Source organism: Pseudomonas fortuita, assembly GCF_026898135.2.
Taxonomy (GTDB): Bacteria; Pseudomonadota; Gammaproteobacteria; order Pseudomonadales; family Pseudomonadaceae; genus Aquipseudomonas; species Aquipseudomonas fortuita.
On the sequence record NZ_CP114035.2, the window covers coordinates 368708 to 382787 of the forward strand.

Sequence of the window (14080 nt, forward strand, 5' to 3'; positions counted from 1 at the left end):
CCGGACGTCTTCGCGGGACAAGCCCGCTCCCACAAGGGGCATAGCGGCGCAAGAATTCAGCTGTTGTTGTGGGAGCCTCCCATGTTGAACACCCTTCTACCCATCCTGCTGTTCGCTGCCCTTGGCCTGGCAGTGCTCGGCGCCCTGCGCCGGGTGCGCATGTGGCGGCGTGGCCGGGCTTCCAAGGTCGACCTGATCGGCGGCCTGCTGGCCATGCCGCGGCGCTACCTGGTGGACCTGCACCACGTGGTCGAGCGCGATAAGTACATGTCCAAGACCCACGTGGCTACCGCAGGCGGCTTCGTGCTGTCGGCCGCGCTGGCGATTCTGGTGCATGGCTTTGGCCTGCAGAGCAAAATCCTCGGCTACGCGTTACTGGTAGCCACGGTAATCATGTTTACCGGGGCCATCTTTGTCTTCAAGCGCCGCCTCAACCCGCCATCGCGCCTGTCCAAGGGGCCGTGGATGCGCTTGCCGAAGAGTCTGCTGGTATTCGCCGCAAGCTTCTTCATTGCCACCCTGCCGGTCGCCGGCATCCTGCCCGCCAACACGGGCGGCTGGGTGATGGTCGCCGTACTCGGCCTGGGCGTGCTGTGGGGTGTGTCGGAGCTGTTCTTCGGCATGACCTGGGGCGGCCCTATGAAGCACGCCTTCGCCGGTGCCCTGCACCTGGCCTGGCACCGCCGTGCCGAGCGCTTCGGCGGCGGCCGCTCCACCGGTCTCAAGCCGCTGGACCTGGAAGACCCGAACGCGCCGCTGGGCGTGGAAAAGCCGGCGGACTTCACCTGGAACCAGCTGCTGGGCTTCGACGCCTGCGTGCAGTGCGGTAAATGTGAAGCCATGTGCCCGGCCTTTGCTGCCGGCCAGCCGCTGAACCCGAAAAAGCTCATTCAGGACATGGTCATCGGCCTGGCCGGCGGCACGGACGCCCAGTTCGCCGGCAGCCCGTACCCGGGCAAGCCGATCGGTGAGCATGGCGGCCACCCGCACCAGCCGATCGTCAATGGTCTGGTCGACGCCGAAACGCTGTGGTCGTGCACCACTTGCCGTGCCTGCGTCGAGGAATGCCCGATGATGATCGAGCACGTCGATGCCATCGTCGACATGCGCCGCCACCTCACCCTGGAAAAGGGCGCCACCCCGAACAAGGGCGCCGAGGTGCTGGACAACCTGATCGCCACTGACAACCCAGGCGGCTTCGCCCCCGGCGGGCGCATGAACTGGGCAGCCGACCTCAACCTGCAACTGCTGTCGGAGGTGAAAACCACCGACGTGCTGTTCTGGGTTGGCGACGGTGCCTTCGACATGCGCAACCAGCGCACCCTGCGTTCGTTTGTCAAAGTGTTGAAGGCCTCGGGCGTGGACTTTGCCGTGCTCGGCCTGGAAGAACGCGACAGTGGCGACGTTGCCCGCCGCCTGGGCGACGAAGCGACTTTCCAGCAACTGGCCAAACGCAATATCCAGACCCTGGCCAAGTACACGTTCCAGCGCATCGTCACCTGCGACCCGCACAGCTTCCATGTGCTGAAGAACGAGTACGGCGCATTGGGCGGCGACTACCAGGTGCAGCACCACAGCACCTACATGGCCGAACTGATCGCGGCCAACAAGCTCAACCTCGGCCAGCACAAGGGCGGCAGCGTCACCTACCACGACCCTTGCTACCTGGGCCGCTACAACGGTGAGTACGAAGCACCGCGTGAAGTGCTCAAGGCGCTGGGTATCGAAGTGCGCGAGATGCAGCGCTCGGGCTTCCGTTCCCGTTGCTGCGGCGGTGGCGGTGGGGCGCCGATCACTGACATCCCGGGCAAGCAGCGTATCCCCGACATGCGCATGGACGACATCCGTGAGACCGAGGCCGAGCTGGTGGCCGTGGGTTGCCCACAATGCACCGCCATGCTCGAAGGCGTGGTCGAACCGCGCCCGCAGATCAAGGACCTGGCCGAGCTGGTGGCCGACGTGCTGATCGAAGAGGACGCGCCGTCTGCCGCAAAGCCGCAAACGGCCAAACGTGAACCTGCGGAGGTGCACTGATGAGCGACATTATCCGCCGCGACCCACGCGCCGAGTGGATCGCCCGTAACCGCCTGCACCCGCTGCATGCGGCCATGCAGACGCAACAGACCAGCTGGATGGGGCCCAATAGCCTGATCCGCAAGAACCCCCATGCGATTGCCGCAGGCTTCATCGGCCCGGCCGGCATCAAGCGCATCGACCGCAGCGGCGCCCAGCAGGGTACCGGTGTGGGCGGGCGGCGCACGGCGGCGGCAGAGGTCAAGCTGCCGCTGCACCAGGTGCCGGCGCCGGCGTTCTACATCGCCGTGGTGCCGGACATGGTCGGTGGTCGCCTGAGCAGCCACGACCGCGATTTGCTCGGCCTGGCCCACAGCCTGGCCGGCAGTGACGGCGCGGTGCTGGCGGTGGTCTTTAACGAGCACAAGGAAAGCAACTTTTCCACAGCCGGTGTCGACCGCCTGCTGGTCATCGAGGGCGAGGCCTTCGAGGGTTATGCACCGGAGCAACTGGTGCAGGGCCTGCGGGCTGTGGATAACCAGTTCACCCCGCGCCACTGGCTGCTGCCCGACAGCCGCACCGGTGGCGGCGAACTGGGCCGACGCCTGGGCGCGGCGCTGGGCGAGCGCCCGGCCACGCGGGTGTGGCAGGTCAAGGACGGCCAGTGCATCGGCCGCGCCGGTGCTGGCCAGCAAGACCTGCAACGTGCCGTGCCACGGCTGATCCTGGCGGCCGCCGAGTGCGCGGAGCCGGTCAGCGAAACCCGTCACGAAGCCTTGCCGGTGGAGTTGTCCACACGCGTGGCGCGCAGCCTGTCGCGCATCGAAGACCTGGGCTCGGTGGCCGTGGACCCGGCCACCATTGCCATGGCCGAGGCCGAGTTCATCATCTCGGGCGGCAATGGGGTCAAGGACTGGGACCTGTACCACCAGGCCACCGCAGCCCTTGGCGCCACCGAAGGTGCCTCGCGGGTGGCGGTGGACGACGGCTTCATGCCGCGCAATCGCCAGGTGGGTGCCACCGGTACCTGGGTCACCGCGCGCGTGTACGTGGCTGTGGGCATCTCGGGTGCCATCCAGCACCTGCAGGGCATCGGCGCCTGCGACAAGGTGGTGGCGATCAACATGGACCCGGGCTGCGACATGATCAAACGGGCGGACCTGTCGGTGATTGGCGACAGTTCGGCGATTCTCAAGGCACTGATCGAGGCTGTGGACAACTACCGCAGCGGCGGCCAGCGCGACGCGGCATAAGGGCACGAGCATGAGTACGAAAGTGATCAGCCTGGTTTCCATCGGTGCCCACCCAAGCTCCGGGCGCGCCCGCCGCGCCGAGCAGGATGCCCGCGCCGTGGAACTGGGTTTGCAGCTGGCTGGGGATAACTTGCAGGTGGTCCATGCCGGCAACCCACAGGAAGAAGCGCTGCGCGCCTACCTGGGCATGGGCCTGGACCATCTTGACGTGCTGGAGCAGCCGGCCGGTGCCGATGTGCTGGGCGTGCTGGGGGATTACCTGCGCGACGCCGGGGCACAGCTGGTGCTGACCGGTAGCCAGGCCGAGACGGGTGAAGGCTCGGGCATGCTGCCCTTCCTGCTGGCCGAAAAACTTGGCTGGCCGTTGATCGTGGGGCTGGCCGAGGTGGAGTCGATCGAGAACGGCACCGCCCAGGTATTGCAGGCGTTGCCGCGGGGCCAGCGGCGCCGGCTGAAAGTACGCCTGCCGCTGCTGGCGACTGTGGATAACGCTGCGCCCAAGCCGCGCCAGAGCGCATTCGGGCCCGCGCGACGGGGTGTGCTGGCTGCGCGTAATGTGGCCATTGTCGAAGATGAGTTGCTGGCCGATGCCGAGTTGCAACCGGCCCGTCCCCGGCCCAAGCGCCTGAAGGTGATCAAGGCCAAGAGCGGTGCGGACCGCATGAAAGCAGCAACGGCAAAGGCCAGTGGCGGCGGTGGCAAGGTGCTGAAGGATGTTTCGCCACAGGAAGGTGCTGAGGCCATCCTCAAGCTGCTGGTGGAAGAGGGCGTGCTGCGCTAAAGCCTTACGCGCTCTTCGGCAAGCCCCCCTCACTCTGTGGGAGCGGGCTTGCCCCGCGAACACCGGCGCAGCCGGTGCCATGCACCGCGTCGCCAGCTTCGCGGGGCAAGCCCGCTCCCACAACGACCCCCTGATCTGTTGCAGGCACATTCCGCCTGTGCATAAGTCCCTCCTTTTCCCCACCGCACCGCCAGATTTGACGGAAATGGCACAACCATCAGGTGCAACTCTGTTTTGCCCACGGAATCTGTTCGCCAAGGTGTGGATAAAGTGTTGGTGTATGGCTGGGGGCCATATATAACGGGGCTCACAGAGTTTTGATCATAAACTGATCAAATGTGAGCCGGCTCCTCAGCCACAGATATGCGTGCCTCCCGCAGGTTTTGCCCACAATCGCTGTTAGCGGGTCTGTGGATAATCTGTTCGGCGCTACCTGAAAGCCGCGCAGCTCCTCGCTTGTGAGTGATTGATTAAGAAATGATCAAATGGGCATGGATATCTTCTGATCACTGATTTTCAAGGCGTTGAATCGCTTATCCACACCCGACGCGCTGCATGTTCGCGCTTTGTTCACAAACTCTGTTGGTGAGTCTGTGGATAAGGTGTATGGAGTCCTCTGTGGCCCAACAGTTAGGCTGCCTTGCTGGCTTTGATCAAAAAATGAGCAGTCATTCACCTGATATTTATGTCAGTAGCCACACCTTTCATTCACCGCTACGGTATTCCAAACAATTAAAACTTGTGCATAACCTATGGCGGCTCATTTTTTGACGACAGACCTGCAGCGCTCCGTGTTGCCAGGTCTGCACGCTTATTCACCTTACGGCTTCATGAAAACCAGCCCAGCACCGGTGCTGGCTTTTGGTGGCCAGCATCGTGATCCGCTCACGGGCAATTATCCGTTGGGCAATGGCCGTCGCTTCTATAGCCCGACCCTCTTGCGCTTTACGACCTGTGACTCGCTCAGCCCGTTTTCCAAGGGGGGTATCAATGGGTACGCCTACTGTGGCGGAGATCCGGTAAACCGGCATGACCCAAACGGTGCATTCTGGGGCGTCATACTCAGGGGCATTGGCTTGCTCTCCAGCGGTGCCACCTTCTCGGGCGCGACGGTTCGAACAATGAGGAATGTGGTCGGGCGCAGGTCGGCTGCTCGGTTGGCTAACGGCGTGCCCGCTGATTATCAGGAGCTACCGCTTACAGCCAGAATTTCGAACCAGCAGTTCAGTTTGACCGGCGCTTTTGGCGTAGCCGGGCAGGTGGTCGCCGCTGCCAACGGGGTGACCCCAAGCGTTCAGAGCGCTGTGGATCTCATCGCGCTAGGAAATACGGTCACAAATCTGAGCGGTGGTTTGACAGGAAATTTCGCCGCAGCACGTGAAGTAGCCCACTACATGCGGACTTATCCACGTGACACTCACCGGTTATTGGGGAATACGTTCATGGATTTGACGATGTTGGACGAGATGCTCTCTACCGTAGGCCGTGGGTTGGCATATGTAGGCAGAGGATTTGCAGCCGCTGCGAGCTGGATCAGGTCGTTACGATCGGTGCCTCATGATGTCCAGGTATAGGGAAATCTCCGAGCATACGGTTTGCCTGGCGCGCTCACGCTGTTAAGTTCGGAGCGCTGCCAGGCCACCGATGATGGTTTACTGCGCCTTCACCTCTTTCAGGTATGGAGCAGGCTCTGCGCCCAAGTTGGCCAACACGCGGTCGCTGTACCAGTCAATGAAGTTCACCACACCAAACTCGTAAGTCTTCGAGTAAGGCCCAGGCTGGTACGCCGTAGAGTTGATGCCACGCTGGTTCTCTTCCGCCAGGCGGCGGTCCTGGTCGTTGGTAGCGTCCCACACCTTGCGCATGCGCTCCGGGTCGTAATCGACGCCTTCGACCGCATCCTTGTGCACCAGCCACTTGGTGGTGACCATGGTTTCCTGGGCGCTGATCGGCCACACGGTGAACACGATCATGTGGTCGCCCATGCAGTGGTTCCACGAGTGCGGCAGGTGCAGGATGCGCATCGAGCCCAGGTCCGGGTTCTTGATGCGGCCCATCAGCTTCTGGCAGGCCTGTTTGCCGTCCATGGTCATCGATACCGTGCCTTTGAGCAGGGGCATGCGCACGATACGGTTACGCAGGCCATGGCTCTTATGCAGGTACGGGATTTTTTCGGCTTCCCAGGCGGCGGCCGAAGCGGCCACGTGGTCCTTGAATTCCTGGCTGGCGCGCGGGTCGTTGGTGTCGTCCCACTCCAGCAGGGTTTGCAGCAGCTCCGGGTGCGAACCGCTGCAGTGGTAGCACTCGCGGTTGTTTTCCAGCACCAGCTTCCAGTTGGCCTTTTCCATCAAGGTGGTGTGCACCGCCACCTTGGTGTTCTCCATATCGTACGGTTCCATGTAGTGTTCCAGGGTAGCCAGGAACTCGTCGATGGCAGGCGGGTTTTCTGCCAGGCTGATGAAGATATAGCCACCGGCCACCTTCACATGCACCGGCTTCAGGCCGTACTCCTTCATGTCGAAGTCGGCGCCCATTTCGGTGCCGGCGAACAGCAGGCGGCCGTCCAGTTCATAGGTCCACTGGTGGTAATGGCAGACCAGCTTGGCCACCTTGCCTTTGTCGCTGACGCACAAACGCGAACCACGGTGGCGGCAGACGTTATGGAAGGCGTGCACCTTGCCTTCGGCACCCCGCACCACCAGGATCGGGTTTTTGCCGATCTGCAGGGTGATGTAGTTACCTTTCGCCGGAATTTCGCAAGTCATGCCAGCGATCAACCATTCTTTCTGGAAGATCTCCTGCATGTCGATCTGGAACAGACGCTCGTCGGTGTAGAAAGGCTGGGGCAGCGAGTAGGTGCGCTCGCGGGTCTGCAGCATCTCGGCGGTAGCCTTGCGTGCAGGTTCCAGTGGATCGCCCAGGCTCAGGGTTGCGGTGACGTCCATCGTGTATTCCTCGGGGCCGTGTGCGGCCGGCAAAAGGTGGCTAATCGTTGTTGTTGCCGCAAGGCGGTTATCAGCGGCTTTTTGTTTAAACAGCAGGCATGTTTATTTGCCGTGGAGTGTGCGTCCGAAGACGCCGCGAACCGTATCCATGGGCGACATGGCCGAATTGAATTACGACGCGCCAGCCCTTGTAGCGCGGGGCTGGTCGCGATAAGCACGCCGATGTCGCTGGCAGGAATGTACGTCGCTCTCAGCTTGCGCATTATCCAAGCCATAAAAAGCCCACTAGTCGGCTGCTGGAGATGAACATGTCCGATACCTTCCTCAATCCGGTCACCACCCAGACCTGGGCCAACGGCCGCCACATCGTGCGCTGCGTCAAGGTCATCCAGGAGACCTGGGACGTGCGCACCTTCTGCTTCATGGCCGACCAGCCGATCATGTTCTTCTTCAAGCCCGGGCAGTTCGTCACCCTGGAGCTGGAGATCGAAGGCAAGCCGGTGATGCGTTCCTACACCATTTCCAGTTCGCCGTCGGTGCCCTACAGTTTTTCGATCACAGTGAAGCGCGTGCCGGGTGGCTTGGTGTCCAACTTCTTGCACGACACCATGCACGAAGGCGCCGAACTGCCGGTACACGGCCCGGTGGGGCTGTTCAACGCCATCGACTTCCCGGCGGGCAAGGCGCTGTACCTGTCGGGCGGTGTCGGCATTACGCCGGTCATGTCGATGGCGCGCTGGTTCTATGACACCAACGCCAACGTCGACATGGTGTTCGTGCACAGCGCCCGTTCGCCGAAGGACATCATCTACCATCGCGAGCTGGAACAGATGGCCTCGCGCATCCCCAACTTCAGCCTGCATATCATTTGCGAGAAGCATGGCCTGGGCGAGCCATGGGCGGGGTACCGCGGTTACCTGAATCAGCGACTCATGGAACTGATCGCCCCTGACTACATGGAGCGCGTGGTGTTTTGCTGCGGCCCGACGCCTTATATGACGGCGGTCAAGCGCATGCTCGAAGCCGTCGGTTTCGACATGAAGAATTATCACGAGGAGTCGTTTGGTGCGACGCCGGCCGAGGCCAAGGCCGATGCGGTGGAGCACGCCGAACAGGCGGCCGACGCACCGGAGCTGGATGTATCCGACCTCAACCTGGTGGAGTTCATCGGCAGCGACAAGAGCATCCGCATCGCCCCGGGCGAGACTGTGCATGCGGCCGCAGCCAAGGTTGGCCTGATGATCCCGAAAGCCTGCGGCATGGGTATCTGCGGCACTTGCAAGGTGCTCAAGCTGGGCGGCGAAGTGGAGATGGAGCACAACGGCGGCATCACCGAAGAGGATGAAGCCGAGGGCTACATCCTGTCGTGCTGCAGCGTGCCGAAAGGGGATGTGCGGATCGATTACTGATCCTGTAAAGCCGGGGCTGCGTTGCAGCCCATTCGCGGGACGAGCCCGCTCCCACAGGTTTACCCCTGGTCTGAAGGTTTCGGTAAACCTGTGGGAGCGGGCTTGTCCCGCGAATGGGCCATCAGATCCATACAGCATCCCAATGTGAGTAGTCGCCCGCACGGTCAACCAGCCCGGCTCTTATGGGATTGGCAACGATGTACCTCGCCACGTGCAGCACACTTTCTTTCCGCCGCAAGGCCCGGTCCTGATAGCCCGGCTGCCATATTTTCTTGCGTGACATGCCCCGCTGATAGAGCGCATGACTACTCCGTGATTTGAACCTGCGCATCAAGCAGCTCAACGTGCCACTTTGCAACTCAATCAGCCAATGCACATGGTCGGGCATGACCACCCAGGCCAGGGACCGGCAAAGCCCATCGAGCTCCGCCTGTCTCAGTTGCTGGATCACGCCACGGGCGTAGTTGAATTGAGTGAAGATCTGCTGACGTTCATGAGTGACCGTGGTCAGCAGGTAAAGCCCCCCCGGCTGAGAAAAACGGCCGCGGCGCAGCAGATGGGATTGGGCACGGTCCATGTGGGGTCCCTGATGTGAGAGCTGGGACAACACTAGGTGAGATGTCAGTGGCGTGCGGTGTGGAATGTTTTCTGGATGTTGGGTAGCAACGCTGGCCTCTTCGCGGGGCAAGCCCGCTCCCACAGGCTCACCGTACCCTTCAGATCAGCACAGACCCTGGGGGAGGCTCACCGTAGCCCTCACACCAGCCCCGAGCCTCTGGCAGGCTAACAGAATCCCTCAAGCCAGCGCCGAGCCTCTGGCAGGCTAACAGAATCCCTCAAGCCAGCGCCGAGCCTCTGGCAGGCTAGCAGAATCCCTCAAGCCAGCGCCGAGCCTCTGGCAGGCTAGCAGAATCCCTCAAGCCACCGCCGAGCCTCTGGCAGGCTAGCAGAATCCCTCAAGCCACCGCCGAGCCTCTGGCAGGCTAGCAGAATCCCTCAAGCCACCGCCGAGCCTCTGGCAGGCTAACAGAATCCCTCAAGCCAGCGCCGAGCCTGTGGGAGCGGGCTTGTCCCGCGAATGGGCCGTACAGCGGCCCCAGCATTGTCATGTACGGAACCGTGCCACCAACCCATTCAGGTCCACGGCCAAGCGCGAGAGCTCAGCACTCGCCGCACTGGTCTGATGCGCCCCCGTAGCACTCTGCACCGACAGGTCATTGATGTTCACCAGGTTGCGGTCCACTTCCCGCGCCACTTGTGCCTGCTCTTCCGCCGCGCTGGCGATCACCAGGTTACGCTCGTTGATCTGTGCCACCGCCCCGGCAATGGTGTCCAACGCCAAGCCAGCACCGCGGGCGATGTTCAGCGTCGACTCGGCGCGTTCAGTGCTGGTGCGCATCGACTCCACTGCCTCTTCCGTGCCGCCTTGAATGCTGCCAATCATCCGTTCGATCTCGCTGGTCGACTGCTGGGTACGGTGCGCCAGCGCACGCACTTCATCCGCTACCACGGCAAAGCCACGGCCCGCTTCGCCGGCGCGCGCCGCCTCAATGGCAGCATTGAGCGCCAGCAGGTTGGTCTGGTCGGCCAGGCCGCGGATCACGTCGAGTACCTTGCCAATGTCGCGCGACTGTTCGGCCAGGTGCGTGATCAGTTTTGCTGTGGCCTGCACGTCACCGCTCATGCGCTCGATGGCGCCCACCGTCTCCATCACCAAGTCACGACCGTCGCCAGTGGAACGGCTGGCTTCACTGGATGCCTCTGAGGTACTCACGGCATTTCGCGCCACTTCCTCCACCGCACTGGTCATTTCAGTCACGGCAGTGGCGGCTTGTTCAATTTCGTTGTTCTGCTGTTGCAGGCCACGGGCACTTTCGTCGGTGACGGCGTTCAATTCTTCGGCCGCCGAGGCCAGCTGGGTGGCGGAGCCGGCGATCTGCTGCAGGGTGTCGCGTAGCTTGTCTTGCATGCGGGCCATGGCACGCAGCAGGCGGGCGGCTTCGTCGGTGCCTTCGGCGCGGATGATGTGGGTCAGGTCACCGTCGGCGACCTGCTCGGCGCATTTGAGCGCCTCATCAATCGGCTTGACGATGCTGCGGGTCAACAAAAGGGCGCACGCGAATGTCAGCACGGTAGCGGCAACCAGCAGGCCGATCACCAGGGTGAAGGCAGTGTCGTACTGGCTGGCGGCCTTCTCGTTGGTGGAACGGGTCTGTTCGGTGTTGATACGCACCAGGGTTTCCATGACCTTGTTGATTTGCTCGGAGTTGGCCAGCAGGTCGCGGTTGAGCAGGTCGCGCAGTTCGTCGACGCGGCCGGCCTGGCTCAGGCTGCGCATGCGCGATTCCAGCTGGCGGTACTGGTTGAGCAACTGGCCGTACTGGTCGAACGCCGCCTGTTCATCACCGGCGGCAATCATCGGCAAATAGGCCTGGCGCGCACGGTCGATCTGGCTGTTGCGCTGGTCCAGCAGGTTGAGGGTATCGCTTTGGATGGCAGGCTCGCGGTTGATCAGCAGTCGATAGGACAGGGTGCGCATGCGCAGGTTGAGCGCGGTGATTTCGTCGAGGATCTTGATGCTGGGCACGTTGACTTGCTCGATGGCCACGCCCGCCTGGCGAATGTTGCCCATTTGCACCAGTGAGAAGATACCAAGGCCGAGCATCAGCAGGCCGATGAGCGCGAAGCCGAGCAGCGCGCGCGGGGCGATATTCATGTTGCGTAGAGACATGGAGGGGAAGATCCAGGCAAGGGATAAAGAGTGCGCGAAGTGCGACAAAACATGACTTGCCGGGCTATCGGTCGTGACTGGCCAGTCTTGAGCGCGCCCCGCTAAATTTGTGAGCGCGCTAACCTTTTCCTGACCGGCGGTTGACCCAGGTCGGAACAAGGGGGTGATTACCCTGTCAATCTGCGGGCCAGACACCTTGTGAATCCGATTTTTAATGGCGATGGGCCGCGCTTTTCTTTATCGTGTGCGCCCCTCGCAACAACCTGAGATAGACCCATGCTGGAAGCTTCCCTGAATCAAATCGAGCAACTGGTCAGCGACCTGATGCAGAAGAACGCTCAACTCACCGAGCAGAACACCGCCCTCGGCACGCAATTGGCCCAGGCCAAGGAAGAAAACGAAACCCTGCAGCTGTCGCTGATGGAGCAGGAAGAGAAGAACGGCAGCACCGCCGCCCGCCTGCAGGCCCTGGTTGATCGCGCCAGCGCTGGCGTTGCTGGCGCATGAGATTGCAAGAGCAGCCGGTCAATGTCGTGTCGATTCTCGGCATCGACTATTCGATCAAGGCGCCCGAAGGCCAGGAAGAAACCCTGGCCCAGGCGGTGCGGATGCTCAACACCGCCCTGAACGAAACCAAGCGTCAGTACCCGACCCTGATCGGTGACAAATTGCTGGTGCTGGCTGCCCTTAACCTGTGCTCCAAACAGGTTGAACTGCAGAAAGAACATCAGCAGACCCTTGCGCGTACCCAGGCGCAGATCGACGCCACGGTGGACGCCATCGTGCGGACCATTGCAGAGTCCTGATCGATAGCTGGGGCGCTTTGCGCCCCAAAGCCCCAACTCATTGTTCCAGGTCACTGGATTAACTGGATACGCAAGTGTATACACTTCTCGCAAAACAATAATGTGCGGGGGAGTAGGGGCATGCGTATCTGGCGTAAAAGCATCCAGTGGCAGTTGATCACCAGCATGGGCGCAGCCCTGTTGGCCAGCATCCTGGTGGTGGTCATCATCTTCACCGTGGCGCTCAACCGCCTCACCGACCGCTACCTGGTCGACACTGCCCTGCCTGCCAGTGTCGAGGCCATCCGCAATGACATCGAGCGCATGCTCGGCCAGCCACTGGTGGCTGCGGCGGACATTGCCGGCAACACGCTGCTGCGCGACTGGTTGGCTGCCGGTGAAGACCCCGCCCAGGCTGCGGCATTCATCGAATACCTGGGCGCCGCCAAACAGCGCAACCGCGCCTTCACCACCTTGTTTGCCTCGACCGAAACCGGCCATTACTACAACGAAAATGGCCTGGACCGTACCCTCAGCCGCAGCAACCCCAAGGACAAGTGGTTCTACGGCTACATCGACAGCGGCGCCGAGCGGTTTATCAACATCGACATCGACGGAGCCACTGGGGAGCTGGCGCTGTTCATCGATTATCGCGTGGAAAAGGCTGGCAAGCTGGTGGGCGTGGCCGGCATGGGCCTGCGCATGACCGAGCTGTCGAAGCTGATTCACGACTTCAGCTTTGGCGAGCATGGCAAGGTCTTTCTGGTACGTAACGATGGCCTGATCCAGGTGCACCCGGACGCTGCCTTCAGTGGCAAGCGCCAGCTCACCGAGCAGCTCGGTACGGACGCTGCCAAGGCTGTAATGACGGGCGGCGAAGGCCTGCGCAGCAGCCGCTTCAGCCGTGACGGTGAACGGTATCTGGCACTCGGCCTGCCCCTGCGCGACCTTGACTGGACCTTGGTGGCCGAGGTGCCGGAGTCGGAAATCTACGCGCAAATGCATCAGGCGGTATGGCTGACCAGCCTGATCGGTGGCGGTGTGGCCCTGGTGTCGCTGCTGCTGGTGGTGCTGCTGGCGCGCGGCCTGGTGCGGCCTATCCGCCGCGTTACCGCTGCGCTGGTGCAGATTGGCAGTGGCGCAGGCGACCTTAGCCACCGCCTGGATGACTCGCGCCAGGATGAGCTGGGTGACCTGGCCCGGGGTTTCAACCGCTTTCTCGACAGCCAGCGCAGCCTGATTGGCGAGGTTTTGCACACCTCCGAACGGCTGCATCGTGCGGTTGAGCAGGTAACCCAAGTGGTGGACAACACGGCCGAGCGCTCAGGGCGGCAACAGGAAATGACCGAAATGGTTGCCACTGCCGTGCACGAAATGGGCCTGACGGTGCAGGACATTGCCCGCAATGCGGGTGATGCGGCGCAGGCCTCGCAGTCGGCACGGGATGAAGCCTTGCAGGCGCGTGAGGTGGTACGGCGTTCGATTCAGGGCATCGAGGGCATGTCGGGCGACATCGTCAAGGCAGCCGATGCCGTCAGCCAGCTGGCCAACGAAGTCGCCTCTATTGATGAAGTTCTCGCGGTGATCCGCAGCATTTCCGAACAAACCAACCTGCTGGCGCTGAACGCAGCCATCGAGGCGGCGCGGGCCGGGGAGATGGGGCGCGGGTTTGCTGTGGTGGCCGACGAGGTGCGAACGCTGGCGCGACGTACGCAACTGTCCACCGACGAAGTGCAGCAGATGATCCAGCGCCTGAAGCAGGGCGCGGGTTCGGCGGTGAGCTCGATGCAGGCGGGGCAGCAGGCGACCGGCAGTGGCGTTGAATCAAGCCAGCGTACCGGGGCGTCGTTGGGCGCGATTACCGACCAGGTGGAACACATCAGCGACATGAACCATCAGGTGGCCACGGCGACCGAAGAGCAGTCGGCGGTGACCGAAGAGATCAACCGCACGGTGCAGGGGATTTCTGACCTGGCCCGGGAGACGGCGGCGGAAGTTCAGGGCTGCCGTGAAGAGTGCCAGGCGTTGCGTGGCTTGGCTGATGACCTGGCGCGGCAGATGGGTGGGTTCAGGCTTTAGATCGGTGTGGGCTTCAACGCCGGCAAGCCAGCTCCTACAGGATCACCACAGGCCTGAGCCTTGTGTGGTCCATATGGGGGCTGG

11 protein-coding genes and 1 pseudogene are annotated in these 14080 nt (G+C 62.3%); 8 read left to right on the plus strand and 4 right to left on the minus strand.

The genetic code is table 11. The features are described from left to right. Positions 1-81 precede the first annotated feature (81 nt). From dgcB to OZ911_RS01675, 4 genes are all read left to right on the plus strand, one after another. Positions 82-2034, plus strand: a complete 1953-nt coding sequence (gene dgcB, locus OZ911_RS01660; protein WP_016484522.1) for a dimethylglycine demethylation protein DgcB — start codon at positions 82-84, stop codon at positions 2032-2034. Beyond that, complete coding sequence (gene etfA, locus OZ911_RS01665) at positions 2034-3266, plus strand: electron transfer flavoprotein subunit alpha (protein ID WP_070086620.1); 1233 nt, start codon at positions 2034-2036, stop codon at positions 3264-3266. Before dgcB ends, etfA begins: the two co-directional genes overlap by 1 nt. A gap of 10 nt (positions 3267-3276) precedes the next feature. Next, a complete protein-coding gene (gene etfB, locus OZ911_RS01670) occupies positions 3277-4047 on the plus strand; it encodes an electron transfer flavoprotein subunit beta (protein ID WP_016484524.1) in 771 nt (256 codons plus the stop codon). Positions 4048-4814: 767 nt separating this feature from the next. Beyond that, the gene (locus OZ911_RS01675) at positions 4815-5621 is read left to right on the plus strand and encodes an RHS repeat-associated core domain-containing protein (protein ID WP_224372423.1); all 807 of its coding nucleotides are present in this window, start codon (positions 4815-4817) and stop codon (positions 5619-5621) included. Positions 5622-5699: 78 nt separating this feature from the next. Here OZ911_RS01675 and gbca read toward each other — a convergent pair whose 3' ends face one another. Continuing rightward, a complete protein-coding gene (gene gbca / locus OZ911_RS01680; protein WP_016484527.1) occupies positions 5700-6992 on the minus strand; it encodes a glycine betaine monooxygenase oxygenase subunit in 1293 nt (430 codons plus the stop codon). Positions 6993-7300: 308 nt separating this feature from the next. Here gbca and gbcB point away from each other — a divergent pair, with 308 nt between their 5' ends. Continuing rightward, the gene (gene gbcB / locus OZ911_RS01685) at positions 7301-8401 is read left to right on the plus strand and encodes a glycine betaine monooxygenase reductase subunit (protein WP_016484528.1); all 1101 of its coding nucleotides are present in this window, start codon (positions 7301-7303) and stop codon (positions 8399-8401) included. 121 nt (positions 8402-8522) lie between these two features. Here gbcB and OZ911_RS01690 read toward each other — a convergent pair whose 3' ends face one another. The 3 genes and pseudogenes from OZ911_RS01690 to OZ911_RS29105 form a co-directional block, all read right to left on the minus strand. Continuing rightward, the gene (locus tag OZ911_RS01690; protein ID WP_023049387.1) at positions 8523-8978 is read right to left on the minus strand and encodes an REP-associated tyrosine transposase; all 456 of its coding nucleotides are present in this window, start codon (positions 8976-8978) and stop codon (positions 8523-8525) included. Between the two features lie 528 nt (positions 8979-9506). After that, a complete protein-coding gene (locus OZ911_RS29100; protein WP_408981009.1) occupies positions 9507-10379 on the minus strand; it encodes a methyl-accepting chemotaxis protein in 873 nt (290 codons plus the stop codon). Positions 10380-10409: 30 nt separating this feature from the next. Then, positions 10410-11132: pseudogene (locus tag OZ911_RS29105) on the minus strand (MCP four helix bundle domain-containing protein); the annotation flags it as partial. 276 nt (positions 11133-11408) lie between these two features. Here OZ911_RS29105 and OZ911_RS01700 point away from each other — a divergent pair. The 3 genes from OZ911_RS01700 to mcpH all read left to right on the plus strand — a co-directional run bounded on the left by OZ911_RS01700 (position 11409) and on the right by mcpH (position 13996). After that, the gene (locus OZ911_RS01700; RefSeq protein WP_016484531.1) at positions 11409-11639 is read left to right on the plus strand and encodes a hypothetical protein; all 231 of its coding nucleotides are present in this window, start codon (positions 11409-11411) and stop codon (positions 11637-11639) included. Next, a complete protein-coding gene (locus tag OZ911_RS01705; RefSeq protein ID WP_016484532.1) occupies positions 11636-11938 on the plus strand; it encodes a cell division protein ZapA in 303 nt (100 codons plus the stop codon). Before OZ911_RS01700 ends, OZ911_RS01705 begins: the two co-directional genes overlap by 4 nt. A 120-nt stretch (positions 11939-12058) precedes the next feature. Next, positions 12059-13996, plus strand: a complete 1938-nt coding sequence (mcpH, locus tag OZ911_RS01710) for a methyl-accepting chemotaxis protein McpH (protein ID WP_016484533.1) — start codon at positions 12059-12061, stop codon at positions 13994-13996. Positions 13997-14080: the final 84 nt, after the last annotated feature.

Bases quoted from the DNA above. Each gene is read 5' to 3' on its own strand.
- gbcB (WP_016484528.1), top strand. From the start codon at position 7,301: ATGTCCGATACCTTCCTCAATCCGGTCACCACCCAGACCTGGGCCAAC.
- etfB (WP_016484524.1), top strand. From the start codon at position 3,277: ATGAGTACGAAAGTGATCAGCCTGGTTTCCATCGGTGCCCACCCAAGC.
- dgcB (WP_016484522.1), top strand. From the start codon at position 82: ATGTTGAACACCCTTCTACCCATCCTGCTGTTCGCTGCCCTTGGCCTG.
- mcpH (WP_016484533.1), top strand. From the start codon at position 12,059: ATGCGTATCTGGCGTAAAAGCATCCAGTGGCAGTTGATCACCAGCATG.
- OZ911_RS29100 (WP_408981009.1), bottom strand. From the start codon at position 10,379: ATGGCCCGCATGCAAGACAAGCTACGCGACACCCTGCAGCAGATCGCC.
- gbca (WP_016484527.1), bottom strand. From the start codon at position 6,992: ATGGACGTCACCGCAACCCTGAGCCTGGGCGATCCACTGGAACCTGCA.
- OZ911_RS01705 (WP_016484532.1), top strand. From the start codon at position 11,636: ATGAGATTGCAAGAGCAGCCGGTCAATGTCGTGTCGATTCTCGGCATC.
- etfA (WP_070086620.1), top strand. From the start codon at position 2,034: ATGAGCGACATTATCCGCCGCGACCCACGCGCCGAGTGGATCGCCCGT.
- OZ911_RS01690 (WP_023049387.1), bottom strand. From the start codon at position 8,978: ATGGACCGTGCCCAATCCCATCTGCTGCGCCGCGGCCGTTTTTCTCAG.
- OZ911_RS01700 (WP_016484531.1), top strand. From the start codon at position 11,409: ATGCTGGAAGCTTCCCTGAATCAAATCGAGCAACTGGTCAGCGACCTG.